The sequence below is a fragment of the Limosilactobacillus sp. WILCCON 0051 genome, assembly GCF_039955095.1.
In the GTDB taxonomy this organism is placed as follows: Bacteria; Bacillota; Bacilli; order Lactobacillales; family Lactobacillaceae; genus Limosilactobacillus; species Limosilactobacillus allomucosae.
In genome coordinates, this window is record NZ_CP154878.1 from 919,040 (window position 1) to 945,408 (window position 26,369).

Genomic DNA, 26,369 nt, shown 5'->3' on the forward strand with positions numbered 1-26,369 from the left:
TTTTTTGCGCTACAATCGATTCAATCACTGAAATATAAAGGAGCGTTCGTTAATGAGTGAACGACGTGAAGACCATCGCCAAGAGGCCGGCAAACTTTGGGACAAGACCTTTGAAGACAATCAAGATCTTGATGATTCCGGCCACCTGTCGCGAACGGCCCATCGCAAACAAAGCTCGCATAATTCACGCATCACGACGATACTGATCGTTTTGATCGTGATTTTAGCAGCAACCCCAATTATTTATTGGGTTCATCATGAGCAGTCATTCAATCATCCGCAGCAGACGGAAAAGGTTGCTCAGTCCGTATCGAGCAAAGCAAAAAAAGCATCCAGCCACGCGAAGTCTAAAGCCAGGTCCAAGTCAAGCGCTGCCGAGACTGCCAAAACCAAGACGGCTAAAGCCAAAAGCAGCAGTCAAGCGGATTCAACCAGCATTACCAGTGCCCAGAGCAGCTCATCTTCAAGCACGGCTGCCAGTACCTCATCAACCAGTGAGAGTGGCGCAAAGTATACGACGGTTGGCTCAGGACAGGGCATCTATCGCGTGGCAACCAATAATGGGCTGACAGTTGCGGAGCTGGCCAGTCTCAACAACATATCGCCCAATACGCCGCTGTATCCAGGTCAGCGACTGCGGGTCAAATAAAGGGAGAATTTGAAAACTTATGGAAAAAGGATTGCAAGTGGCCATTGATGGTCCAGCTTCATCGGGAAAAAGCACGGTCGCAAAAATTATTGCCAAACGGTTTGGCTACGTCTACTGCGATACCGGCGCCATGTATCGTTCGGTAACGTGGGCGGCATTGAAAAATGGAATTGACGTCAGCGATACCAAGCAGGTAATCGACTTAGCCCGCCGAATCAAGATCACGTTTGAGCCCGGTCAGCCTGATCAGCGTGTTTTTGTTGATGGTCATGAGGTCACCAAAGAGATTCGAACAGAAAAGATTGCGGCCAATGTTTCAGCAGTTGCCGCCATTCCAGAAGTCCGGGCTCAAATGGTTGAACAGCAGCGGCAGATTGCTCAGGCTGGTGGGATCGTGATGGATGGTCGCGATATTGGCACGACGGTTTTGCCAAATGCTCAGGTTAAGGTGTTTTTGGTTGCCAGCGCTCATGAACGAGCCCGGCGCCGCTATGAGGAAAATCTGCAAAAAGGTCTGGCAACGCAATCACTGGACGAACTGGAAGCAGCCATCAAACTGCGTGATCAAAAAGATTCTACGCGCAAGATCTCGCCGCTGACTCAGGCTAAAGATGCGATTTTAATTGATACGACAAGCTTAACGATTGATCAGGTAGTTGATGAAATCAGCGCACTGATTAAAAAAAACCAGGACAATTAATTCTAAACACTGGTAAACTTAGTTCAACTCTAGTAAAATAGTGGCTAGAGTTGATTGTTGCAAGGAGGATTTTTTTTAATGGCTGAAAACGAAAACAAAGACGCGATGTTAGAAGCGCTCGACAGCATCAAAGAAGTTAAGGTTGGCGATGTTGTTAAGGGCAAGGTACTGCAAATTGATGATCGTCAAGCGATCGTTGGTATTGAAGACTCAGGTGTTGAAGGGGTTGTCCCGGCTAACCAACTGTCTTCCAAGCCCGTTGAAGACATCAACACGGTTGTGAAGGTCGGCGACGAACTGGACCTGGTTGTCATCTCCAAGATTGGCAGCGACAAGGAAAACGGCAGCTACCTGCTTTCACACCGGCGCTTGGAAGCCATGAAGGTATGGGACGATCTGGAAAAGAAATTCGAAGCTGGTGAAACGATCACGGCTAAGGTTACCCAAGCTGTTAAGGGTGGTCTGGTTGTAGATGCTGGCGTTCGTGGTTTCGTACCTGCCTCAATGATTACTGACCACTACGTTGAAGACTTGAACCAATTCAAGGGTCAAGAACTTGAATTCAAGATTGTTGAAATTGAACCAAGCGACAACCGCCTGATCCTTTCTCACAAGGAAATCGTTCAAGCTCAACACGAAGAAGCTGCTAAGAAGGTCTTCTCTGAACTGCAACCTGGCGACGTTGTCGAAGGTAAGGTAGCTCGGATGACCAACTTTGGTGCCTTCATCGACCTTGGCGGCGTAGACGGTCTGGTTCACGTTTCCGAAATTTCCTACGACCACGTTGACAAGCCATCTGACGTACTGGAAGTTGGCCAAGACGTTAAGGTTAAGGTTCTGAGCGTTGACCCAGAACGTGAACGGATTTCTCTGTCCATCAAGCAAACGCTGCCTGGACCATGGGATGACATCCAAGACAAGGCTCCAGTTGGTGCTGTCTTGACTGGTACTGTTAAGCGCCTGACCAGCTTTGGTGCTTTTGTTGAAGTATTCCCTGGCGTTGAAGGTTTGGTACACATTTCCCAAATCTCCCACAAGCACATCGCAACGCCAGCTGATGTTCTGAAGCCAGGTGAAGAAGTCAAGGTTAAGGTTCTGAACGTTGACCCTGAACACCAACGTCTGGGCTTGTCCATCAAGGCATTGGAAGAAAAGCCAGCTGGTTCTGACAACAACGAAGGCCACCGTGGCGGCAACCGTCGTCCTCGTCGTCGTAACAACGACTACAAGGCCAACATGCCAGAAGAAGAAAACGGCTTTACGCTGGGCGATCTGATCGGTGATGAACTGAAGAACGCTCGCAAGTAATTTAACATTGCGTTAAGAGCAAAGCTGGGATTTTTCCCAGCTTTGTTTTTTCATCAAGACTTTTTAGGCGCAAGTCTGAAAGTTTTATTTAGGAGCAGATTAAATCTAATTAGAAAGAAGGTGCCGCTTTATGGCAAATCCAATCGTTGCCATCGTTGGACGCCCCAATGTTGGCAAGTCCACGTTATTCAACCGGGTTGCCGGCGAACGAATCTCAATCGTTGAAGATACGCCAGGCGTTACGCGTGACCGCATCTATGCCCACGGCGAATGGCTGGGCAAGCATTTTAGCTTGATCGATACTGGTGGGATTGAAATGTCCGATCAGCCGCTGTCAACCCAGATTCGCGAACAGGCTGAAGTAGCCATTGATGAAGCCGACGTAATCGTAATGGTAGTTGACGTGCGCAGTGGAGTTACTGATGCCGATGAACAGGTTGCGCAGATTCTGTACCGTTCTGATAAGCCAGTCGTTTTAGCGGTCAATAAGGTTGACAATCCAGAACGACGCTCAGATGTCTATGACTTCTACTCGCTGGGTCTGGGCGAACCATATCCCGTTTCCAGCGTCCATGGCGTCGGGGTCGGGGATCTTTTGGATGCCGTCATCAAAAACTTCCCTGAAAATGCCGCCAACGAAGAAGATGACACGATTCATTTCAGCTTGATTGGTCGGCCAAACGTTGGCAAGTCTTCAATCGTCAATGCCATGCTGGGTGAAGACCGGGTAATCGTATCCAATATTGCTGGGACAACACGCGATGCGATCGATACTCATTTCAAGGCTGATGGTCGTGAGTTTACGATGGTTGACACGGCTGGGATCAAGAAAAAAGGCAAGCTTTATGAAAATACTGAACGCTATGCCTTGATGCGCTCGATGCGGGCGATTGATGGCAGTGACGTGGTATTGGTCGTTTTAAACGCCGAAGAAGGCATTCGCGAGCTGGACAAGCATATCGCCGGCTATGCGCATGAAGCTGGTAAGGGGATCATTATCGTAGTCAACAAGTGGGATACGATTCCGGATCGCGACCAGCGCACGATGACTGACTTTACCAATCTGATTCGGCAAGAGTTCCAGTATCTCAGCTATGCGCCGATTATTTTTGTTTCGGCTAAAACCCGCCAGCGGCTGATTAAGCTGCCAAAGATGATTGAAGAGGTTTATGATCACTGTCGTCGACGGATTCAATCATCCGTGCTCAACGACGTCATTATGGATGCGATTGCGGCTAACCCAACGCCAAGCACGAATGGTCGCCGTCTGCGCGTCTATTACGCAACTCAGGTGGCAATTGAACCGCCAACGTTCGTTATTTTTGTAAACGATCCCGACTTGATGCACTTCTCTTATGCCCGTTATTTAGAGAATCAGATTCGGCAGGCGTTTGATTTTTCAGGTACGCCGATTCATCTGATCAAGCGGAAGCGAAAGTAGGCTGTGCCATAGGATCGACAGCGGTTTTTATCCCCAAAACCAAACCGGACTAATCTTAGATAACGCTGACTTTCATCAACTTTTGGCGATTGGAAACGGCTAAATCAGCTGAATTTTAATGATAACGTTCGCAAATCGGCATTTAATTGAAATTTCATTTAAAAAGTCCGTTAAACCGCTTGTCAGCGCGGTTTCACTATGCTAATCTAGTTTTTGAAATGATGCGTGAGCACGTTATTGTTTCGTTAATTTTGGACCACTCAAAATTAACTGATCCTATGACGAGGAAGTTTCCATCGTCAATGGTGGGAGGTGAAACACATGGCAAACAAAGCACAACTGGTTAGCGACGTTGCTACGGCAACTGGTCTGACGAAGAAGGATGCTACGGCTGCTGTAGACGCTGTCTTCAGTTCCATCCAAGCATCTCTGGCCAAGGGTGAAAAGGTTCAATTAATCGGTTTTGGTAACTTTGAAGTACGGCAACGCGCCGCACGTAAAGGTCGCAACCCACAAACTGGACAAGAAATTGAAATCCCTGCAAGCAAGGTTCCAGCATTCAAGCCGGGCAAAGCTTTGAAGGACGCCGTTAAGTAATTAACGACGATAAAAAAAATGAAGCGACGATCGTTTTAAACGGTCGTCGCTTTTCTTATCATGGATTTAAAATGGTCGCTGTTTGGATTTGATAAAGCACTGAAATTTGATATCTTTGACTGACAGGACTTTATCACGAGTGCTGACGCTGTTTTATGTTAAACTAAAAAAGCATGATTAAACAAAGGAGGAAATAGCGTGACCTTTTCCGAAAAATGTCTGCAGGCAATTGAAGATGGCAACATGGAAGAAGCCCAAAAAGAATTTGCCTGGGCGCTGCGCAAAGACGATGATGAGATTCTGTTCAATCTAGCGGAACAACTATACGCACTGGGCTTGATGCCGCAAGCTCGTCGCGCCTATCTGAAGCTGTTGGAGCGCTATCCGGATGAAGATGAGCTGCGAACTGCGCTGGCTGAGATTGCGATCGATAATGGCCATAACGATGAGGCATTAGCCTATCTGACGCAGATTGCGCCTGATTCGCCAGCTTATGTCCAAGCGCTGCTGGTGGCGGCTGATCTTTACCAAACCGAGGGGCAGTTTGAGGTGACGGAAGCCAAGCTCAAACAGGCCTATCAAGCAGCCCCAGAAGAGCCGGCCGTTTTGTTTGCCATGGGTGAGTTCTACTATCTGGTGGGTCAGTTTGACAAAGCAGTGCCGTTTTATTTTGCACTGATTCAAACCGGTGCCGTAGAGTTTGCCAAGGTTGATATCGCGGCGCGTTTAGGAATGGCCTACGCACAAAGCGGTCATTATGAGCAGGCACTGGGCTATCTCAAACAGGTTGCACCAGCATATCAGACCAGCGACGTTCGTTTTCAAACCGGACTGACGCAGCTGGAATTGGGCGAATTCAAGGATGCCATTGAAACGCTGACTGATCTGATCAAAGATGATGACCAGTACGCTTCGGCCTATCCTGCCTTGGCGCGGGCCTATGAGCAGACGCAGCAGTATGAGGCCGGTTTGAAAGCCGTTCAAGAAGGTCTGGGCGTTGATCAGTACAACGAGAATCTTTTTGCGTTGGCGGCAAGAATGGCCAGTCACGTTGGCGATTTTAAACTAATGCAAAAATATCTGCAGCAGGCTCATGAGCTGGATCCGGATAATTTAACGATTACTTTGGAATACAGCAATCTGCTGATTAAGCAAGGCGAACACCAAGTCAACGTCAAGCTGCTGGCGCCATTGGTCAAGGCAGATGAAGTCGATCCCCAGCTGGATTGGAATCTGGCAGTTTCCTATCAAGCATTGGAAAAATACGATCTGGCCGAGCAGTTCTATCAGGCGGCGATGCCAAGCTATAATGAAAACGTCGACTTTTTAAAGAGTCTGATCGGCTTTTACCAAGAAACCGGGCAGCGTGACTTGATGATCGACGAAATGGAACATTACGTCCGGCTTAATCCCGCTGATACTGAGATGCAGGAGCGCCTGGATCAAGAAATATTCTAAATAAAAAGGTTCCGTATCATGCGGAACCTTTTTATTTTAGCTGCAGCAAGAGACGCTGATAATAGAGCAGGGACTGTGGATTTAATCGGAGTCGAGTCTGCAGCTCTTGGGGCGTGGCGTCGCAATGCTGAGCAATCTCATAAAGAATATAACTTTGGTGCAGATACTTGGGAGCCAGCTTAAAGCCCAGATAGTCCTCATCGGCTTTGAGGTATTTAAACAAACCGGCATTGCTGATCCAGGGATGCTCGCGGTTCAGCCGCTGCTTTAAAAAGATATCCTGGCAGTTCTGCAGCTGCTGAATAGGTGCGATATAGGCAGCAAAGGTCTTCATAAAGTTTCGTTCGACGGCGTTTTTGGGTTCCAGGCTGCGCCATACGTCCCCAAATCCTGGCTGCAGAAACTCAGCAACCGTATAGCCGCGGCTGCTTAAGAACAAAACGGCGCGCGTATAGAGCTGCAGCTGATCGTCGACGAGAATGTCATCCAGCTTGAGCAGCCATTTAGTGGAAAGATGCTGATTGGGCTTGGTTGCCTTGCCGTGAATCGTCAGCGTGGGATAGTTGTCGATCAGCTGATGAGTAAACAAAAAGCGGAAATAGCGGCTGAGCTGAGAAAGCACCTTGTTAAAAGTCGCCAGGGTAATGTCCTGCTCGTCACGCAGCCAGTTCAGGTAGGCCCGGACATCGGTTTCCGTTACGTTGTTGGCGCTGGGATCATGAGCATAGATCGGACGCTGATCTTCGAGATAGTTAAATAATTGACGCAGCGTGGCATCATAGGCATCAATGGTCATCTGCGCGCGGCCAATGGCTTTAAGCTCCCGATGAAAGGCAGTCTGGTAAGGATATTGATCCATAAAAAAGCTCCTTTCTGATTTTTTCAGTAGTAATGATTTACCTTAACGATAACGCGAAATCAAACCGAAAGCAAGCATAACCGATTGCGGCCTCCATAAACCAATCTAGGCTGCTGGGGCTGTTTTCAAGTCGACGGGGCCGAGTCAATGTTGTTATATGATGATCGCTGGGATGGGATTGATAAAGTTGGCGAAATTGCAGATCTCGTTTTCGAGCCCCCGAAAGTTTGCTAAAATGGTTAGGACTGGTTATGACAACCAAATCCACGAAACAAGGAAATGATATCCGTGAAAATCGAAAAACTGCCGGCCGTCTTTGAACCAGCACGGCCGATTCTGCAGCGAATTGAACAGGCTGGATATGAGGCCTATTTTGTCGGCGGCTGCGTGCGCGATACGATTTTGGGTGATCCGATTCATGACATCGATATTGCCACCAGCGCCTACCCGGCCGAAATCAAGCAGATCTTTAATCGTACGGTTGATACCGGCATTGAGCATGGGACGGTTATGATTTTGGATCATGGCGTTGGCTACGAAACGACCACTTTTCGAACTGAATCCGGCTACCAGGACTTTCGGCGCCCAGATTCGGTAACGTTTGTCCGCTCGCTGGCAGAGGACTTAAAGCGGCGCGACTTTACGATCAATGCCCTGGCGCTGAAAGAAAACGGCGAGGTCATCGATTTGTTTGATGGGCTGGGCGACTTAAAGCGGCATCTGATCAAGGCGGTGGGCGAACCAGCTGAACGTTTCCATGAAGACGCGCTGCGGATGATGCGGGCCGTGCGTTTTGCCAGCAAGCTGAACTTTAAGATTGATGAGCCAACCAAGCAGGGCATCAAAGACAACGCACCGCTGCTGGAAAAGATTGCCGTGGAACGGATTCGGGTTGAATTTGAAAAGCTGCTGTTAGGACAGAACCCTGTGGCCGGACTGACCGATCTGATTGAAACTGATCTTTACCGCTATTGTCCGAAACTTGCTGATCAAAAGACGGCTCTTGATCAGCTGCTGGACCTAAAGCCATGGCAGCTGAAAACAGAAGCTGAGGCCTGGGCGGTGCTGATGAGAGTCATGCAGCTGGATCATGCCCAGCGCAATGCCTTTTTAAAAGCTTGGAAGACCTCCAATGATCTGATCAGCGCCGTGCAGAAAATCGTTTTGGCAGCCGATGCGATTTTAAATGATCAGCTGACGCCAGCAATTCTGTTTGCTACTGGAGAAAAGCTTTTGATCAGTGCCAATCGAGTCGCGGCATTATTTGGTCAGTCGCAAGAAGAACTTGACCTGCGTGATCGCTACCAGGCACTGCCGATCAAAAACGCCAAGGAATTGGCAGTCAATGGCGGCCAATTGATCAAGCTGGCGCACGTCAAGCCGGGGCCGAAGATGGGCAGAATTCTGCATCAGCTTCAGCAACAGGTCTTAGATCGGAAGCTGCCCAACGATCAAAACGCGTTATTAGCAGCAGCGGCACAATTAGCAAAAGAGGATGGCAATGAAAACATTAAGAGCTGAAAATCTAACCAGTACGTATGGCGAAAAAACACTGTTTAAAGACGTTTCGTTCATTATCAACGAACAGGACCGCATTGGCTTGATCGGCACCAACGGCAGCGGCAAGACCTCGCTTTTAAACGTTATCAGCGGCGCGGTCAGCCCTGAAGCCGGCGAGATCATCAAGCCCAGCGACTATTCGATTGGCTTTTTGAAGCAGCAGCCAGACCTGGATGAAGAAAAAACGATCATGGATGCCGTGTTTGCTGGCGGGCAGCCAGTCTTTCAAACGATTCGGCAATATGAAAAAGCGCTGCTGGATTATAGCGCACACCCTGAAGACTCCAGATTGAGCGATCGTTTTACCAAGATGCAGGCTGCTATGGATCAAGAGGACGCCTGGGAAGCCGACAGCCGCGTCAAGACGATTTTGACGCAGCTGAAAATCAATGATGCCAACCAAAAAATCAAGGAGCTTTCAGGTGGTCAGCGCAAGCGGGTTGGCCTGGCTCAGGTTTTGATTCAAGAACCCGATCTGCTGATGTTAGATGAGCCAACCAACCATTTGGACATCGACTCGATCATGTGGCTGCAGGACTATCTGGCCAGTTATCGTGGGGCCGTGCTGGTCGTTACGCATGATCGCTACTTTTTGGATCAGGTTGCCAATCATATCTGGGAGCTGTCGTTTGGCAAGCTTTACCATTATGACGGCAACTATCAGGACTTCGTAGCCCAAAAAGCGACCCGGGTTGAACTGGCACAGGAAGGCGAGCGCAAGCGGCAGGCCCTTTATAAAAAAGAGCTGGCCTGGATGCGGCATGGAGCCAAGGCGCGCTCAACCAAGCAAAAGGGCCGGATCAATCGTTTTAACGAACTCAAGGACAACCTAGGCAAGCTTAAAGTCGATGAGGACATCTCGATTGAACTGGGCTCGCAGCGGCTGGGTAAAGACGTCATTGAGATGCAGCATGCCAATCTTAAGTATGGCGATCGTGAAATTTTAGACGACTTCAACTGGCTGGTGCAGGCCGGCGATCGAATCGGCATTACCGGCGAAAACGGTGCCGGCAAGACCTCGCTTTTAAATGTGATTGCTGGCCGCACCAAGCTTGATTCAGGCGTTTTGAAGATTGGCGAGACCGTTAAGCTGGGATACTACACGCAGCAGACGGAAGGCATTGATGACGACAAGCGCATGATCAGCTATCTGACTGAAGTGGCTGACAACGTGGTCGATAAAAACGGCAATCGGGTCAACGTTACGCAGCTGCTGGAGCGTTTCCTGTTTCCACGGTTTATGCATGGGACGCTGATTCGGAAGCTTTCTGGTGGTGAAAAGCGGCGGCTGTATCTGTTGAAGATCTTGATGCAGCAGCCAAACGTCCTGCTTTTGGATGAGCCGACCAACGATTTGGACATTGGCACGCTGACGGTATTGGAAGACTATTTGGACGATTTCGCTGGAACGGTCATTACGGTTTCGCACGACCGCTACTTTTTGGACAAGGTAGCCGATAATCTGCTGATCTTCCATGGTCAGGGCAAGATTGAGCGCTACCGCGGCTACTACACTGAATATCTCAAAAAGGCCCAAGCTGATGCACAGGCGGCTCAGGCAGCTAAATCCGCAGCCAAGGCAGCTGCCAAGAAAACGGCCTCGCCTGCTAAACCAGCCAACACTGCCAAGGTAAAGACCAAGCTGACCTATGCCGAAAAACTGGAATGGGATCATATTGACGAAGAAATCGATCAGCTGGATACGCGCCAAAAACAGATTGAAGAAGAAATGGCAGCTAATGGCGATAACTACGCTAAACTGGCTGAACTGCAAAAAGAACTGGATGAGGTCCAAAAAGCTTTGGCAGAAAAAACCGAACGCTGGGAATATCTCAGCGAGTTTGTGGATGAATAGGCGGTCTTAATCAAGAGCCAGTCAGCTGGTGATATGTTAAAATGGAACTTATTTGAACAGCGAAAGGAAGATTAGACATGGCAATCAATGATAATGAACAGCAGTATCTGGATCTGGCCCGCTACGTATTAGAGCATGGGCACGAAAAAAGCGATCGAACGGGAACGGGAACGCGCTCGGTTTTCGGCTATCAGATGCATTTTGATCTCAATGCCGGTTTTCCAATTCTAACCACCAAGTTTGTTCCGTTTGGTCTGGTCAAAAGCGAGCTGCTGTGGTTTTTGCGCGGCGATACCAACATTCGCTTCCTGCTGCAGCATAAGAATCATATCTGGGATGAATGGGCCTTTAAAAAATGGGTGGAAAGTCCAGAATATCAAGGCCCTGACATGACGGATTTTGGTCACCGCTGGCTTAAGGACCCTGAATTTAAAAAGGTCTATCTCGAAGAAAAAAAGGCCTTTTGCGAGCGCATCTTGAATGATGATGAGTTTGCGCAAAAATATGGTGATCTGGGGCTGGTCTATGGCTCACAATGGCGGCACTGGAAAACCAGCGATGGCCATTACATTGATCAGATTGCCAAAGTCATCGAACAGATCAAGACCACGCCGGATTCACGCCGGATGATCGTTTCGGCCTGGAATCCAGAAGACGTGGACAGCATGGCATTGCCGCCTTGCCACACGATGTTTCAATTCTACGTCAACGATGGCAAGCTGAGCTGTCAGCTGTATCAGCGCAGTGCCGATATTTTCTTGGGCGTGCCGTTCAACATTGCCAGCTATGCGCTTTTGACGCACATGATTGCCAAGGAATGCGGCCTGGGCGTGGGCGAGTTCGTGCATACTTTAGGAGATGCGCATATCTACAGCAATCACATTGAACAGATCAAAGAACAGCTTTCCCGAACGCCGCATCCAGCACCAAAACTGATTCTGCCGGCCGATCCAAAACCAGTTGATCAGTATGAGATGGAAGACATTAAGCTGGAAAACTATGAGCACGAGGCCGGGATCAAGGCCCCAGTTGCTGTTTAAGAGGTGTTTTTATGAATCAGCTGGACTTTATCTGGGCTCAGGATCCAGACGGCTATATTGGCAAAAACGGCACCATGCCATGGCATCTGCCTGCCGATTTGAAGCATTTTAAAGCCGTGACGCTCAATCATCCGGTAATTATGGGTGCCAATACGTTCAAGTCGATCGGCCGGCCACTGCCGAAACGCGAAAATATCGTCTTGACGCATCAAAAACTGGCCGATGACAAGATTACGGTGGTACACAGTGTCGAAGAGCTAAAGGAGCTGCTAGCGGATCGCTTGGCTGACCAGCGCTGTTTTGTCATTGGCGGAGCACAGATCTATCAAACGCTGCTGCCATTAGCTGGCGATCTTTATCGAACGGTGGTTGAACGGCGCTTTGGCGGAGATACCAAAATGCCGGCCATTGACTATCAGGGATGGCGTTTGGCAGATGTGGAGAAAATAAAAAGCGATCAGCCGGACGTTCCCGACTGCCGCTTTGAGCATTGGATTAAAAACTAGACGTAAAATAGGATCGAAAAGTAGATGAATGCCGTGCCGACCATGACAAAAAGATGCCAGATCAGATGCGTGTAACGGGTTGGCATGCTGTAGAGCAGGGCGCCCAGCGTATAGGTGATGCCTCCCGCCAGCAGCAGGCCAAAGCCAATTGGTCCCAAGGCGTGCCAAAGCGGCCAAAATGCCAGCACGCACATCCAGCCCATGATCACGTAGAAAATCGTCGACCATTTGCTCTTTTTTTGAAACCAGATGCTTTTATAGATGATGCCAGCAGCTGCCATGGCCCAGATAATGCCAAACAGCGTCCAGCCCTGCCAGCCTTTAATGGCCACCAGACAGTATGGCGTGTAGCTGGCGGCAATGACCAGGTAGATCATATCGTGGTCCAGAATCTGAAAGACCCGTTTAGCGCGAGTAAAGATCAGCGAGTGAAACAGCGTTGAGGCTAAAAAGAACAGGACTAAAGCCGCGCCATAGATTGAAAAAGTAACGATACGCATGGGGCTGCCGGTATGGACCGCCCGCACGATCAAGATCACCAATCCGGCAATGGCCAGGGCTGCACCAACACCGTGAGTAATGGCATTGGCGATTTCAATTAAAAGAGTTTGGCGACGTGAGGTTGAATTTTTCATCTGCAAGCTGAATACTCCTTTCATAAAAGTGCTCGGCAATGAAATCAGCCGTTATTTCTGCTATACTAAAGTTAATTATCAAGGCAGTTTGCATGCCCGGCAGACTAAGTTTATAATGTATTTAGTCTTTAAAATAATGTATCTAGTTTACGATACTAGATACATTATATCAAACTTGATCAGGAAGTGGGTAATTTCCATGTCAAAGATTAAAATTGTGGCTGACTCTTCAGCTGGCCTTACCGATGAAGAAATTAAAAAATATGATATTACGATCGTACCGCTGTCAGTAATGATTGACGGGACGGTTTATGTTGAACGCGAAACGATCACCAACGATCAGTTCCCAACGATGATGAAAAATGCCAAGTCGCTGCCAAAAACCTCGCAGCCGCCAATTGGCAAGTTCGTTGATGCCTTTGATCAGGCGGGGGCAGATGGCAGCGAGGTTCTGTGCGTGACGATGATGGCATCGATCAGTGGCACGGTTCATGCTGCTGAGCAGGCTGCCAACCTAACCAAGACCAAGGTAACGGTATATGACTGCCAGTCAACCGACCGCGGCATGGCCTTTCAAATCATTGAAGCCGCCAAGGTGATTGCAGACGGCGGAACGGTTGATGATGCAATTGCCAAGATGAAGGACGTTTTGCAAAAGAGCAAGCTGTATCTGGCAATCGATAATCTCGATAATCTGGTAGCGGGTGGTCGAATCAGCAAGTTTGCCGGTGCGCTGTCTCGATTTATGAACATCAAGGTCATGCTGCAGGTTTATGATGGCGAGATCCACGTAGCTTCCAAGGGTCGCGGCATGAAGGCGATTCATAAGGAATGGGATAAGATCCTAGACGAGATGGCAAATGGTCCTAAGGTTTTGGGTGTTGGCATCTCGCATGTTGAAGGCATGAGTGAAGTTGAACGGCTTAAAGAAAAGGTTCAGGCTATCTGTCCAGAGCTGCCGATCGTCGTTCGCGAAACAGTGCCGATTATTGCAACGCATACGGGCTTGGGTGCCTGCTGCCTGCTTTACTATACTGAATAGTCAGAAAGTCTGATGCCGGATCGCATCGGACTTTTTTATTGCCGTATATGTATAAAAAATGAATAAAAATTATTAATCCATTAAGGTAAAATGATTTAATTTATTTAAATAAAAGGGAATATTGGCAGTGATAAACGTTAAAACAGCTGGAATTCAGTAGTTTTCAACTTAAAATCAATGCTTTTTCAATTAATATGTAAGCGCTTGATTTTGAAACAATAAACATAAATTTCAAAAATATGCTTGACAAACGTATAGCTATCCATTAAATTAAATAACAATCTATATGTCCTTTAAATTTAGTCCCGTGAGGCTAGCAAGGCAGCATCGTTTAAATTTGGTCGACGTTTTGGTCGCGCTTTTAAACAATATGTTGGAGCACTGGTTCACGAGTCGTGGAGCAGTGCTTTTTTATTGGACAAATTTTGTAAGGAGTTTGGCGAAATGAAAGAATTTTATGATGCGATGGCCATGAAACGTGCCTTAACGCGAATCACCTACGAAATTGTCGAAAGCAACAAAGGAACCCAGGAGCTGGTCTTAATCGGTATTAAGACGCGCGGAGTCTATCTGGCGCGGCGCATTGCTGATCAGCTGCAGAAACTGGAAAACGTTGCGGTACCAGTTGGTGAGCTGGACGTTACCAACTATCGCGACGATCGACGACCAGACGCCGCTAAGGAAAATCTAAAGCTGGATGTTGATATTAATGACAAACGCGTGGTGCTGGTCGATGACGTGTTCTTTACCGGCCGGACGACCCGGGCAGCCATGGATGCAATTATGGATCAGGGGCGGCCCAAGCGCGTCCAGGTTGCGGTTTTGGTTGATCGTGGTCATCGTGAGCTGCCGATTCGGCCTGATTTTGTCGGCAAAAACATTCCAACGTCCATGCAGGAACGAGTAAAGGTCAACGTCAGCGAGACTGATGGACAAGACAGCGTCGTTTTGATCAAGCAGGGTGAATTGGCACAAGCCTGATTGAGTGAGATTGTTTAGAAAAGGGAGATTGCAATGAAACGTTATTTGATTATGGAGGATGGCTCGATCTATGAGGGCGAAGGCTTTGGCGCCGATGTGCAGACCACTGGCGAAGTCGTCTTTACTACAGGGATGACCGGCTATCAAGAGGCCATTACCGACCAGTCGTACGCCAATCAGATCCTGGTGTTTACCAACCCGCTGATCGGTAATTACGGCGTCACGCTGGATGATTTTGAATCACTGCAGCCGCAGATCAAAGGCGTCATCTGTCGACAGGTGGCGCGGATTCCTAGCAACTGGCGCATGCAGGACACGCTGCCCGGTTTTTTGGAAAAGATGAATATTCCAGGTCTGCAGGGAATCGATACGCGTGAGCTGGTTCGCAAGCTGCGTCATTTTGGCACGCTGCGTGGACGAATTGCCGACTCAATCACTGATGCTGACAGCGTGGTTAAAGAATTAAAAAGTCAAAATCCAACCAAAGGCATCATCAGTCAGGTCTCAACCAAGACGCTTTATCCTAATCCAGGAACCAAGCGCAATATCGTGGTGGTTGATTTTGGCGCCAAACACAGTATTCTGCGCGAGTTGGCCAAGCGAGACTGCAATACGATCGTGGTGCCTTATTCAACAACGGCCCAAGAAATTTTGAATCTGCATCCGGATGGCGTTTTACTTTCCAATGGCCCGGGCGATCCTACTGAAATGACGGCTGCAGCTGAAATGGTGGCTGAAATTGAGAAACATCTGCCAGTTTTTGGCATCTGCATGGGTCATCAGATTTTTGCCTTGGCTAACGGGGCCAGCACCTACAAGATGAAGTTTGGCCACCGGGGCTTTAATCATCCGGTCAGAGACATTGCTTCCGGTCAGATCGTCTTTACTTCACAGAATCATGGCTATGCGGTTGATCCAGACTCAATTGATAAGGAAAAGCTGATGATCACGCATGTTGAGATCAATGATGGGACGGTTGAAGGGCTGCGCCATCGTCGATATCCGGCGTTTTCGGTTCAATTCCATCCGGATGCCGCGCCTGGCCCTCATGATGCCGATGGTTTGTTTGATGACTTTATCAGCATGGTAGATCAACGAAAGGAAGCACGCACCAATGCCTAAACGGACAGATATTCATAAAATTTTGGTAATCGGCTCCGGACCAATCATTATTGGTCAGGCCGCGGAATTCGACTATTCAGGAACCCAAGCCTGCATGGCCCTGCGCGAGGAAGGCTATGAAACGGTACTGGTCAATTCCAATCCCGCCACGATTATGACGGACACGGAAATTGCCGACCACGTCTACATTGAGCCATTAACGGTCGAATCAGTATCGCGAATTATTCGCCAGGAATATCCGGATGCAATTCTGCCAACGCTGGGTGGGCAGATTGGCTTGAACCTGGCCGTGGCGCTTGGCAAGACTGGTATCTTAGATGAGCTTAACATCCAGATGCTGGGCACCAAGCTGGCTTCAATTGATGAGGCTGAGGACCGTGAAAAATTTAAAGAGCTGATGCAGCGCTTAAATGAACCGGTACCTGCTTCCAAGACGGTGGCCACGGTTGCGGCGGCGCTTGAGTTTGCTCATGAGATCGGCTATCCGGTGATCGTGCGGCCAGCCTTTACAATGGGTGGTACTGGCGGCGGCATGTGTCATAACGATGATGAACTGAAGGCGATTGCTGCTAATGGTCTGGATCTTTCGCCAGCAACTCAGTGTCTGATCGAAAAATCAATTGCCGGCTATAAAGAAATTGAGTTTGAGGTGATGCGTGACGCAGCCGACAATGCGATGGTAGTCTGCTGTATGGAAAACTTTGATCCGGTCGGTATTCATACTGGTGACTCAATCGTTTTTGCTCCATGTCAGACGCTTTCTGATCGTGAATATCAGATGCTGCGTGACTGCGCGCTCAAACTGATTCGGGCGCTTAAGATCGAAGGTGGCTGCAACGTTCAATTAGCTCTTGACCCTAACAGCTATCAATATAACGTGATCGAAGTCAATCCGCGGGTTTCGCGTTCTTCAGCATTGGCTTCCAAGGCAACGGGTTATCCAATCGCCAAGATGGCAGCTAAGATCGCGGTGGGGCTGACCTTAGATGAGATCAAGAATCCGGTTACTGGGACGACGTTTGCTGAATTTGAGCCGGCATTGGACTATGTAGTCTGCAAGATTCCGCGCTGGCCATTTGACAAGTTTACGCATGCCGATCGTCGGCTGGGCAGTCAGATGAAGGCAACCGGTGAAGTCATGGCAATCGGCCGCAACTGTGAGGAAGCCCTTCAAAAAGCCGTTCGCTCTCTGGAAATCGATCAAAAGGATCTGTTTTCAAAGGAGGCACAGTCAGCATCTGATACTGAGCTGGAAGACAAGCTGGTGCACGTTCAAGACGATCGAATCTTTTATCTGGCCGAAGCGCTGCGGCGTGGCTACAGCCTAGAAGACCTGCATGAGCTGACTAAGATTACCGTCTACTTTTTGGACATCTTAAAACATATCGTGGAACTGGAAGATCAGATCAAGGCTAGTCCTAAAGACGCAGCCGTGTTAAAACTGGCTAAGCAGTATGGCTTTTCTGATCCAACGATTGCCGACCTCTGGCAGACTGATGCCGACAGCATTCGTCAGCTGCGGCTGCAAAATGGCATCGTACCAGTCTATAAGATGGTTGATACCTGTGCAGCTGAATTTGAGTCGCAGACGCCATATTTCTACAGTACGTATGATCATGAAAATGAAAGCATCAAAAGCGAGCGGCCGTCCGTCTTGGTTATCGGCTCAGGTCCGATTCGAATTGGTCAAGGGGTAGAGTTTGACTACGCCACCGTCCACAGCGTTAAGGCAATTCAACGACTGGGCTATGAGGCGATCGTAATGAACTCCAATCCCGAAACGGTTTCAACTGACTTTTCGGTTTCTGACAAGCTTTATTTTGAACCGTTGACGCTGGAAGACGTGCTCAACGTGATTGATCTAGAGAAGCCGATGGGCGTGATCGTTCAATTTGGCGGTCAGACAGCGATCAATCTGGCAGCTGGCTTGGCTGAGCATGGCGTCAAGATTCTGGGAACCACGGTTAAGGATCTGGATGCTGCCGAGGACCGGGAAGTCTTTGATCAAGTCATCAAGGATCTGCAGCTCAAGCAGCCGATTGGGTTAACGGCCACGACTGGAGTAGGCGTCTTAAAAGCTGCCAAGGAGATCGGCTATCCGGTCTTGGTACGGCCAAGCTACGTTTTAGGCGGTAAGGCAATGGAGATCGTCTACAATGAAAAAGAACTGCACGAATACCTCAGCCAAAACGCGCCCGCCGCTGAAGACCATCCAATTTTAGTCGATGCCTATCTGGAAGGGCGTGAATGCGAGGTCGATGCCATCTGTGACGGCAAAGAGGTTCTTTTGCCGGGGATCATGGAGCATATCGAACGCGCCGGCGTGCACTCTGGCGACTCAATGGCCGTTTATCCGCCACAAAGCTTTGATGACGATATTAAGCAGCAGATCGTGGCCGCTACCAAGAAGCTTTGCGTAGCTTTAAAGTGCGTGGGCATCATGAACATTCAATTCATTATTCATAACCATGAGGCCTATGTCTTGGAAGTCAATCCTCGGGCCAGCCGGACGGTACCGTTTTTGAGCAAGATTACGGGAATCGAAATGGCTCAGGTAGCAACCCGCGTGATTTTGGGCGAGTCATTGGCCAGTCAAGGATATCAAGATGGTCTCTACCCAGAGTCAAAGACCATTCATGTTAAAGCGCCAGTCTTTAGTTTCAATAAGCTGGATGACGTTGACAGCTACCTGGGACCTGAGATGAAATCTACTGGTGAGGTCATGGGCAGCGACTACACGTTTGAAAAGGCACTTTATAAAGCATTTGAAGGTGCCAAGATGCATCTGCCGGACTATGGCAATGTTTTGCTGACGATTGAGGACCGTGACAAAGAGACGATTTTGCCACTGGCCAAGCGCTTTGCCAAGATTGGCTACCGGATTTTGGCTACGGATGGCACGGCAGATTTCTTAAAGCAAAACGGCCTGCACGTTACGACCGTTGGCAAGCTGCATGAAGAGGATACCAAGCGGGCCAATATTTTAGACGTCTTAAAGGACAATGACGTGGACCTGGTTATCAATACCATGGAACATGATTATGAAAAGGCTTCTGATGGCTTTGTGATTCGGCAGACGGCAATCGAGCACAACATCCCGCTTTTGACGGCGCTGGATACAGTTAATGCCCTGTTGAAGGCTTTGGAGAGTCGTTCATTTGCTACGCAGGCGCTTTAGGCTCAATCATTAAATTTATCAAGCAGAATCGACTGCCCGTGGTGGTGGTCGGTTTTTATTTTTGAAAAACAACCCAGCCAGCGTAACGGGACGCTATCTATAGTTTAAGCTTAAAGTCAGATGGTTCAGTTCGTTTTTTTTATAGTTCTCGATTTAACGGCTGGACAAGTTGACTTAAAGTACGCTTTAACGATTAGACTGTATCTAAGTCGATGTGTCCGGCTGCTAAAATTGTAAGGAGGAATTTAGGATGAAGACGGCAATTTTTGCTGAACCAGGTAAAATGGTGATTAAAGAGGCTGCCAAACCAACTTTACAGGCCGATGATGACGTAATTATTCGCGTGATTCGAACCTGTGTCTGTGGCTCGGATCTATGGGCCTATTCAGCAGGCGATCAAAAAGCCAACGACTCAGTCAACAGCGGTCACGAAGCGCTTGGGATCGTTGAAGAGGTCGGCAGTGCGATTACAACGGTCAAGCCAGGTGATTTTGTCATTGCTCCGTTTACGCATGGCTGTGGACATTGTGCTGCCTGTTTGGCTGGCTATGATGGTACCTGTGATGAGCGGGTCCTTTACGATAACTGGAGTGAAGGCTTCCAATCCGAATATATCTGCTTTAAACATGGCAACTGGGCTTTGATTAAGATTCCTGGTCAGCCAGAGGACTATAGCGAAGGCATGATGAAGTCGTTTATGACGCTGGCCGATGTGATGGCAACCGGCTATCATGCCGCACGAACGGCCGAGGTTAAGCATGGTGATCGCGTTGTGGTCGTAGGTGACGGCGCGGTTGGTCAATGTGCCGTGATTGCTGCTAAGATGATGGGGGCCTCACAGGTTGTGATCATGAGCCGTCATGAGGATCGGCAAAAACTGGCCCAGGAATTTGGTGCAACGGCATATGTCGCCGAACGTGGCGATGAAGGGGCAAAAAAGGTCAAGGAGCTGCTTGGCGGTGGTGCTGACGCGGCATTAGACTGTGTCGGTACAGAAGCTTCAATCAATCAGTGCCTGGCAGTAGTTCACAATGGCGCTCACGTCAGTCGAATCGGCGTGCCGCACAGCAATGTCGATCCATTTACGCTGTTTGCCCATAATATTGCACTGGCTGGAGGTTCGGCAAGTGTGACAACTTATGATAAAAACGTGCTTTTAAAGGCAGTCTTAGATGGGCAGATCAATCCAGGCAAAGTGTTTACCAAAACCTACACGCTGGATCAGATCAATGAAGCCTATCGCGACATGGCTGACCGTAAAACGATCAAATCCTACATTGTAATTGAGTAACCCAAATAGTCGCAAAAGAAAATCGTCCTGTCTGAAGCAAGGCAGGGCGATTTTTTTGACTAAAAATAATGCATGAATTCTTAATTTACATATAGTAAGATGAGGGCATTTAAGAAATTGTTGCGACTGACGGATTGTTGATCAGACCGTAAGAAAGTTTGATATACTGGTTACTGATGGTCAGGCTGATTGACCCATTCATGCAGAGCCTGATTGGCCAGCTGGTGGGCGCCTTGGTTTTCTTTTTCGGGTACCCACTGGACTACGACGGTTTTAAAATCGTCCATGCTGGTTAACAGCTCGTTCAGCTCGTTTTCATAATGACGCGCATGCTCTTTGCCCACAGCGTCGCTCAGCAGGCGGCTGTCGGTATAAAACAGCACGGTCTCTTGATTGGAAAAATGTTTTTTTAAATAGGCAAAGCCTTCAATTGCCGCGGCAAATTCGCCTTGATGATTGGAAGCCCGCGGCAAAAAAGATTTAAGCTGCTGCTGCTGGCCGTCTTTGACAACCAGCATTCCCAGTCCAGTGGGGCCAGGATTGCCTTTGGTGGCAGCATCGGTATATAGTTTGATCATTTGATTACCTCATTGACATTAGGAAGTGATATTTTGGAAGAAGAAAAACGCTACTTTTACCAGCCGGATCTAACCTCGGCAACCATTCAATGGTGCTGGATGCTTTTGATTGGCATTGCTGGTGTCGTGGTCTGGCTGGAGATTACCCATTTTAACTGGATTACGGCATTGCTTTTAGCGCTTTTTATTATTTTAGCAGTTTTGGCGATTGGCCGGCGTACGGTTTTGGTAACGCCGACCAAAATGGTATTTGATCGTATGCTGCAGAATCGTTTTTTGGTAATTCCGCTTAAAGACATTCGCCAGCCTCGCTTTACCAAGCATACCATGACGATCACGGTTAATGGCGAGGTCATGACCTTTTCATTTTCCGCGCGCTCAATCGACTCTTTAAAGATTACGCTGGGTAATGCAGTAAAAAATGAACATGAATAAAACAAAAAAGAATCAATTGAAAAAACAATCGCTGCTGCCATGGTCTTTGATTTTAATCGTTGGTCTGATCATTGTCGATCAAATCGTCAAGCACTGGGTAACCAGCAATATCCCGTTAAATGGCAGCCGAACGTTCATTCCGGGACTGCTGGATCTGGATAATCTGCATAATACCGGGGCAGCTTGGAGCATGTTGGAAGGTCGGCAGTGGTTTTTTGCGGTCGTAACGGTAACTGCAATTATCGTGGTAGCTTATCTGATGTGGAAAAATCGCCGCTCTGCCTGGATGATGACGGGACTTTCGCTGATTATGGCTGGTGCAGTCGGTAATTTTATCGACCGGCTCAGCCAGGGATACGTGGTCGATATGTTTGCCCTAAAAAACGTCAATTTCCCAGTATTTAACGTTGCCGATGCCTGTTTAACGGTTGGCGTGTTTATCATGCTGATCGTAGTTTTGAAAGAGGATGATCACAAATGAACTCAGAACGCCAAATCAAGATTGATGCCGATCTGACCGGCCGCATTGACAAGGTTTTGGGCCATTTTCTAAGTGATGTTTCCCGCTCGCAGCTGCAGAAATGGATTGAGGATGGTCACGTTACCGTTAATGGGCAGTCCGTTAAAACCAAGTACAAGCTTCAAGTGGGCGATATGGTGCGCATCGTACCTGAAGAACCGCAAACCATTGATCTGGAACCAGAAAACATTCCCTTGGATATCGTTTATGAGGATGATGATGTGATCGTCGTCAATAAACCGGCCGGAATGGTAGTGCATCCCGCGCCTGGGCATCCTGGTCATACGCTGGTCAACGCACTGTTGTATCATTCGCCGCTGTCGACGATCAATGGTGAGTTTCGGCCAGGAATCGTCCACCGCATCGACAAGGATACCTCGGGCCTGTTGATGGTGGCCAAAAATGATCTGGCACACCGCAGTCTGGCCGCGCAGCTTAAGTCCAAGACCAACCAGCGTGAGTACGTCGCCTTGGTGCATGGCGTGATCAAAGAGGAGCAGGGAACGATTGATGCGCCACTGGGTCGTTCCAAAAAAGATCGCAAGAAACAGGCAGTCGTCTTGGATGGCCGTCATGCCGTAACGCATTTTAAGGTACTGAAGCGTTATCGGCACTATACGCTGGTCAAATGTCGGCTGGAGACTGGACGAACGCATCAGATTCGCGTTCATATGGCCTATATCGGGCATCCCTTGGCTGGCGATCCACTGTATGGGCCACGCAAAACTCTGGCTGGACCGGGACAGTATCTGCATGCTGGTCTGTTGGGCTTTCGGCACCCCCGCAGCGGTCAAGAGATGACGTTTACCGCGCCGCTGCCGGACTACTTTACCAAGATGCTTGAACATTTGGACAAAACCGACCGCCGTGATGAATAGCTTTGAGGCGGCTTAAAAAGTGAGATGAGATTGGATGACAGCAAGATATTTGATATTTGAGGATGGCTCCATCTTTGAGGGTGAGGGATTTGGCGCGCCTGCCGTAACTTTTGGCGAGATGGTTTTTAATACCAGTATGACGGGATATCAAGAAATCATTACCAACCAAATCTACCATAATCAAATTGTCGTTTTTACCAACCCCAATATTGGCAATTATGGAATTCAGCGCAATATCTATGAATCGATCGTACCTTCAATCAAAGGCGTCGTCTGCCGTAATTTGGCACCCTTAAAGGAACGGCGTCATGGAACGACTCTGGATCAGTATTTAAAGCAGATGAATATTCCTGGGGTTACCAACGTTGACACGCGGGCCATCGTGCGGCATCTGCGAAAGGTTGGCCAGCCGATGAAGGGCAGTATCGTCCCAGTCCCTGATGATCACGCGTTTGATCAGCTGCATGCTACCGTTTTGACCAATCAGCAGGTTGCTCAGGTTGCCACGCCAAAGCCATTTCCCAATCCAGATATTGGCCGCAGCGTGGTCGTGATTGACTTTGGCCTTAAAAACGGGATCCTAAGGGAGCTTTCGCGGCGCAAGTGCAATGTTACCGTGCTGCCATATACGGCCAGCGTCGATGATATTTTGCGACTGGATCCGGATGGCGTAGTGCTCTCCAGCGGTCCAGGAAACCCTGAATCATTGAAACGGTCAGTCTTGGAAATGATTCGGCAGGTTGAGGCTAAGGTCCCCATGTTTGCCATTGGACTGGGGCACGAGCTGTTTGCCCTGGCCAATGGGTGCAAGGTTGAGCGTTTGGCAACCGAGCATCACGGTATGAATCATCCAATCCGAGAGATCATCACCGACCATATCGTTTTTGCCTTTCAAGGTGAGGGCTATGTGATTCGGCGCAACTCAGTCGATCGTTCGCAGCTTTTTATTACCTATGTCGACATGCTTGATGGCACGGTTCAAGGGCTGCGGCATCGTCACTATCCGGCTTTTTCGGTGCAGTTCTTCCCTGATGGCGCGCCTGGTCCGGATGAAACCAACAATCTTTTTGATGAGTTCATGGATATTATGAAGCAGCGTGAGGAGGGATGGCGATGAAAAAGGTTCTTCTGATTGGGGCCGGCGCCGACAGCATTGAGCATGGCGATGAGCTCGATGCCGCGGCTTTTCAGGTTGCCAGCGTCTTAAAAGAGCAGGGCTGGGAGACGATCCTCATTGATGACAATCCATTTTCTTTTACCCTGGATTGTCCTGATGCCATCGATCATGCCTGCATCAAGTCACTGACGGTTGAAAATGTCGTTGCTACGATCAAACAGTATCATCCTGACGCAATCTTGCCAACGCTGGGCGGCCGGCGAGCATTTGAGCTGATTCAGGCAGTCAGCGAGACTGGTATTCTGCAGGCAGATGACATTGAGCTTTTGGGGGTACCTGAAGCCACGATTCGTCAGATCAACAACCCAATGCTGCTGGGCAAGACGCTGCATAATCTCAACGTGCCTACCAAGGCCATCTCTAAAGTCGATAATTACGTTGATGCACTGGAAATGGTCCAACGGGTCGGCTATCCGATTATCGTGCGCTCCGTCTTACCCAAAGGAGCTGGCTGGCGTTCGCTGGTACATGATCAAGATGAGCTCAAGCGGGCCGTGGCAACTGGTCTCAGACAGTCACGCTCGGGTCAGATTACGGTTCAGCAGAGTCTGGCTGGGTTTAAGGAAATCGAGATCGTGGTTTTAAGAGACGGATTCGGGACGATGATGCAGCTGGCATGTGTCGAAGATATCGATCCAATTGGCATTCATGCTGGCGATTCAATTGCAGTGATTCCGGCCCAGACGCTGCTTGATCGGGAAATTCAAGACATGCGCGATACGGCATTTGCCATAACGCGCAAATTGCGGATCGTCGGCGTCAATCACGTTCAGTTCGCGCTTGACCAGGCTAACGGAAAATTCTACGTCATCAAAAACAATCCTTATTTTGACCGCTTGACGGCTTTTGTCGCAACGGCAACCGGCTATGCCCTGCAGAGCGTCTGTGGCGAATTATATGCCGGCAAGACGCTGCGTGACATTCATCTTGATCACGGCTACTATAAGCACGCGGCCGTGACGGAACCGGTTATGGATCACGTTGCCGTTCGGATGCCGGTCTGGCCGTTTGCCGAACTGCCCGACGCGGATCGGCAGCTTGGCACGCGCAAGAAGTCGACGGGGACGATGATTGGCGTCGGGCGCAGTCTGACTGAAGCCATGTTTAAGGCAATCAGTGACTTTCCAAGAATAGAGCAGGATTCGCGGCTGGCAAAACAGGATCAGCTTTCCGATGATGAGCTGGTGCAGCTGTTGATTCATCCGCATGCCGGTCGTCTGTTTACGCTGTTGGCAGCTTTGCGGCGCGGCTACACCGATGATGAGCTGACCGAGCTGACCAAGATCGATGCCTATTACTTTGCCTGTCTGCGTCAGATGCAGGTAATTGAAGATGAGCTCAAGGGCCATCCTGGCGATGCAAAGCTGTTGGTCAAGGCCAAATACTGCGGCATGAGCGACGAAAGCATTGCTAAGATCTGGCAATGGCCAACGACTAAGGTGGTAGCAATGCGAGACGAGCATGTCATTCACCGAACCTTCAAGGAGCTGGAACCTTCGGCGGGCGAATTTGACCAGCACACCAACGTCTTTTACTCCACGTATGAAATGGAGGATGAGGCCAATCCAAGTCCTTCGCCAACCGCAGTCGTTGTGGGTACGGGACCATTGCGGCTGGGCAACGGAACATCCTGTGACTATTTTGTTGCCAACACGCTGCGTGAATTGCGCGACCACGGCTATCAGACCGTCATCATCAATGACAATCCCAGCTCAGTAACCTTGGCGCCGATGCTGGCTCGCAAACGCTATCTGGAGCCGCTGCAGTCAGAAAACATTCGTGCGGTTTTGGACGTGGAGCATCCTGAAGTCGTATTGATTCCGGCCAGTCGTCATGAATTGATCGACCAGCTGGGACCAATTGCCAAAAACATCCAGATTGCCGAGATTCCTGAAGATCAGCGCCCAACATCATTAACGGTCGGGGAGCCGCTGGACAGTTTTAACGCGTTGTTTGACGGTCAGCTCATCTATCCGCTGGGTATTACGGCAGATCTGCAGTCAACCGATGATCTGAGCTATCAGCCGACTGCGCAGCGTTTTCCGGCCCGCTTGACGCCGCATGATTTTGCTTTGCTGGAAAAGCAAGGTGGTCAGGCTATTAGCGAGCAGAATGCGCCAGGACTTTACCAGGTCGTTTTTGTACACCGTTTTGATGGTACCTTTAAGCAGCTTTTGGTTCAGCATATGCCATTGCCAGAAATTGCCTTTTTGTCGAAGGTCTTAAAACTGAACCTGCCGGGAATTACGGTGCGCATGGCATTAGGCCGGCTGGACGGTGATGCCTTGAATGAGGCGCTGGTTCCTAAAGGTGAAACCAAAATGGCAGTCTATCGGGCAGTCTTTCCGTTCAAGTCGCTGCATCTTGTGCATGAAAAACCAACCATCAACCGGGTTTTGGGTGGTCAGATGCAGTTTTTGAGTGATGATGATTTTGAATAGCAATTAAAAGAACCGGGCAGGTCAGAATGTCCGATTCTTTTAATTTTGCAAATATTTTTAAATTTGTGAAAAATGCAAAAATATTTGATATTTATTAATGAAAGCGCTTAAATTTAGC

Annotated in this window: 23 protein-coding genes; 20 read left to right on the top strand and 3 right to left on the bottom strand. The window is 48.9% G+C overall.

Going from position 1 to position 26,369, the window contains the following annotated elements; translation table 11 throughout:
- The first annotated feature begins 52 nt into the window (after window positions 1-52).
- From ABC765_RS04420 to ABC765_RS04445, 6 genes are all read left to right on the top strand, one after another.
- Window positions 53-649 carry an SAG1386/EF1546 family surface-associated protein gene (locus tag ABC765_RS04420; protein WP_347980811.1) on the top strand — a complete coding sequence of 199 codons (597 nt, stop codon included), beginning with the start codon at window positions 53-55 and terminating at the stop codon, window positions 647-649.
- A gap of 19 nt (window positions 650-668) precedes the next feature.
- On the top strand, window positions 669-1,349 hold the full coding sequence (gene cmk, locus ABC765_RS04425; RefSeq protein ID WP_347980812.1) for a (d)CMP kinase: 681 nt from the start codon (window positions 669-671) through the stop codon (window positions 1,347-1,349).
- A 78-nt stretch (window positions 1,350-1,427) separates the two neighbouring features.
- Window positions 1,428-2,657, top strand: coding sequence for a 30S ribosomal protein S1 (rpsA, locus tag ABC765_RS04430; RefSeq protein ID WP_033934755.1), 1,230 nt, complete (start codon window positions 1,428-1,430; stop codon window positions 2,655-2,657).
- A 130-nt stretch (window positions 2,658-2,787) separates the two neighbouring features.
- The gene (gene der, locus ABC765_RS04435) at window positions 2,788-4,098 is read left to right on the top strand and encodes a ribosome biogenesis GTPase Der (RefSeq protein ID WP_033934754.1); all 1,311 of its coding nucleotides are present in this window, start codon (window positions 2,788-2,790) and stop codon (window positions 4,096-4,098) included.
- A gap of 321 nt (window positions 4,099-4,419) precedes the next feature.
- Window positions 4,420-4,695, top strand: coding sequence for an HU family DNA-binding protein (locus ABC765_RS04440; RefSeq protein WP_033934753.1), 276 nt, complete (start codon window positions 4,420-4,422; stop codon window positions 4,693-4,695).
- Between the two features lie 198 nt (window positions 4,696-4,893).
- Entirely contained in the window at window positions 4,894-6,153 is a 1,260-nt protein-coding gene (locus tag ABC765_RS04445) for a tetratricopeptide repeat protein (protein ID WP_347980813.1), read from the top strand.
- Window positions 6,154-6,184: 31 nt separating this feature from the next.
- On the opposite strand, the gene ABC765_RS04450 is transcribed toward ABC765_RS04445, so the two are convergent.
- The gene (locus ABC765_RS04450; protein ID WP_347980814.1) at window positions 6,185-7,012 is read right to left on the bottom strand and encodes a site-specific integrase; all 828 of its coding nucleotides are present in this window, start codon (window positions 7,010-7,012) and stop codon (window positions 6,185-6,187) included.
- Window positions 7,013-7,300: 288 nt separating this feature from the next.
- On the opposite strand from ABC765_RS04450, the gene ABC765_RS04455 reads away from it, so the two are divergent.
- The 4 genes from ABC765_RS04455 (at window position 7,301) to ABC765_RS04470 (ending at window position 11,973) form a co-directional block, all read left to right on the top strand.
- Window positions 7,301-8,533: a CCA tRNA nucleotidyltransferase gene (locus ABC765_RS04455; protein ID WP_347980815.1), complete on the top strand. Its 1,233-nt coding sequence runs from the start codon at window positions 7,301-7,303 to the stop codon at window positions 8,531-8,533.
- Window positions 8,514-10,427 (top strand): ABC-F family ATP-binding cassette domain-containing protein, encoded by a 1,914-nt coding sequence (locus tag ABC765_RS04460; protein ID WP_347980816.1) that lies wholly within the window; start codon window positions 8,514-8,516, stop codon window positions 10,425-10,427. The genes ABC765_RS04455 and ABC765_RS04460 overlap by 20 nt, the downstream gene beginning before the upstream one ends.
- Window positions 10,428-10,504: 77 nt before the next feature.
- Window positions 10,505-11,467 carry a thymidylate synthase gene (locus ABC765_RS04465; protein ID WP_347980817.1) on the top strand — a complete coding sequence of 321 codons (963 nt, stop codon included), beginning with the start codon at window positions 10,505-10,507 and terminating at the stop codon, window positions 11,465-11,467.
- Between the two features lie 11 nt (window positions 11,468-11,478).
- Entirely contained in the window at window positions 11,479-11,973 is a 495-nt protein-coding gene (locus tag ABC765_RS04470; protein WP_347980818.1) for a dihydrofolate reductase, read from the top strand.
- On the opposite strand, the gene ABC765_RS04475 is transcribed toward ABC765_RS04470, so the two are convergent.
- On the bottom strand, window positions 11,970-12,608 hold the full coding sequence (locus ABC765_RS04475; RefSeq protein WP_347980929.1) for a hemolysin III family protein: 639 nt from the start codon (window positions 12,606-12,608) through the stop codon (window positions 11,970-11,972). The two genes, ABC765_RS04470 and ABC765_RS04475, sit on opposite strands and share 4 nt — an antisense overlap.
- Before the next feature lie 199 nt (window positions 12,609-12,807).
- Between ABC765_RS04475 and ABC765_RS04480 the strand changes: the two genes are divergently transcribed.
- From ABC765_RS04480 to ABC765_RS04500, 5 genes are all read left to right on the top strand, one after another.
- Window positions 12,808-13,650 carry a DegV family protein gene (locus tag ABC765_RS04480; protein ID WP_270359321.1) on the top strand — a complete coding sequence of 281 codons (843 nt, stop codon included), beginning with the start codon at window positions 12,808-12,810 and terminating at the stop codon, window positions 13,648-13,650.
- Window positions 13,651-14,094: 444 nt separating this feature from the next.
- Complete coding sequence (gene pyrR / locus ABC765_RS04485) at window positions 14,095-14,631, top strand: bifunctional pyr operon transcriptional regulator/uracil phosphoribosyltransferase PyrR (protein WP_347953114.1); 537 nt, start codon at window positions 14,095-14,097, stop codon at window positions 14,629-14,631.
- Between the two features lie 33 nt (window positions 14,632-14,664).
- Window positions 14,665-15,753: a carbamoyl phosphate synthase small subunit gene (locus ABC765_RS04490; protein ID WP_347980819.1), complete on the top strand. Its 1,089-nt coding sequence runs from the start codon at window positions 14,665-14,667 to the stop codon at window positions 15,751-15,753.
- A complete protein-coding gene (gene carB, locus ABC765_RS04495) occupies window positions 15,746-18,931 on the top strand; it encodes a carbamoyl-phosphate synthase large subunit (RefSeq protein WP_347980820.1) in 3,186 nt (1,061 codons plus the stop codon). The genes ABC765_RS04490 and carB overlap by 8 nt, the downstream gene beginning before the upstream one ends.
- Window positions 18,932-19,181: 250 nt before the next feature.
- The gene (locus ABC765_RS04500) at window positions 19,182-20,222 is read left to right on the top strand and encodes a zinc-binding dehydrogenase (RefSeq protein WP_347980821.1); all 1,041 of its coding nucleotides are present in this window, start codon (window positions 19,182-19,184) and stop codon (window positions 20,220-20,222) included.
- A gap of 170 nt (window positions 20,223-20,392) precedes the next feature.
- Here the strand turns inward: ABC765_RS04500 and ABC765_RS04505 are convergent, their stop codons facing one another.
- Window positions 20,393-20,800 (bottom strand): ribonuclease HI family protein, encoded by a 408-nt coding sequence (locus ABC765_RS04505; protein ID WP_347980822.1) that lies wholly within the window; start codon window positions 20,798-20,800, stop codon window positions 20,393-20,395.
- Window positions 20,801-20,833: 33 nt separating this feature from the next.
- Between ABC765_RS04505 and ABC765_RS04510 the strand changes: the two genes are divergently transcribed.
- The 5 genes from ABC765_RS04510 to ABC765_RS04530 are packed head-to-tail and all read left to right on the top strand — an operon-like array spanning window position 20,834 to window position 26,251.
- On the top strand, window positions 20,834-21,235 hold the full coding sequence (locus ABC765_RS04510) for an EbsA family protein (protein WP_045025405.1): 402 nt from the start codon (window positions 20,834-20,836) through the stop codon (window positions 21,233-21,235).
- The gene (gene lspA / locus ABC765_RS04515; RefSeq protein ID WP_347980823.1) at window positions 21,228-21,716 is read left to right on the top strand and encodes a signal peptidase II; all 489 of its coding nucleotides are present in this window, start codon (window positions 21,228-21,230) and stop codon (window positions 21,714-21,716) included. Before ABC765_RS04510 ends, lspA begins: the two co-directional genes overlap by 8 nt.
- Window positions 21,713-22,633 carry an RluA family pseudouridine synthase gene (locus ABC765_RS04520; protein WP_347980824.1) on the top strand — a complete coding sequence of 307 codons (921 nt, stop codon included), beginning with the start codon at window positions 21,713-21,715 and terminating at the stop codon, window positions 22,631-22,633. The genes lspA and ABC765_RS04520 overlap by 4 nt, the downstream gene beginning before the upstream one ends.
- A 34-nt stretch (window positions 22,634-22,667) precedes the next feature.
- Window positions 22,668-23,750 carry a carbamoyl phosphate synthase small subunit gene (locus ABC765_RS04525; RefSeq protein ID WP_045025404.1) on the top strand — a complete coding sequence of 361 codons (1,083 nt, stop codon included), beginning with the start codon at window positions 22,668-22,670 and terminating at the stop codon, window positions 23,748-23,750.
- Window positions 23,747-26,251, top strand: a complete 2,505-nt coding sequence (locus ABC765_RS04530) for a carbamoyl phosphate synthase large subunit (protein WP_347980825.1) — start codon at window positions 23,747-23,749, stop codon at window positions 26,249-26,251. The genes ABC765_RS04525 and ABC765_RS04530 overlap by 4 nt, the downstream gene beginning before the upstream one ends.
- The last annotated feature ends 118 nt before the right edge of the window (window positions 26,252-26,369 follow it).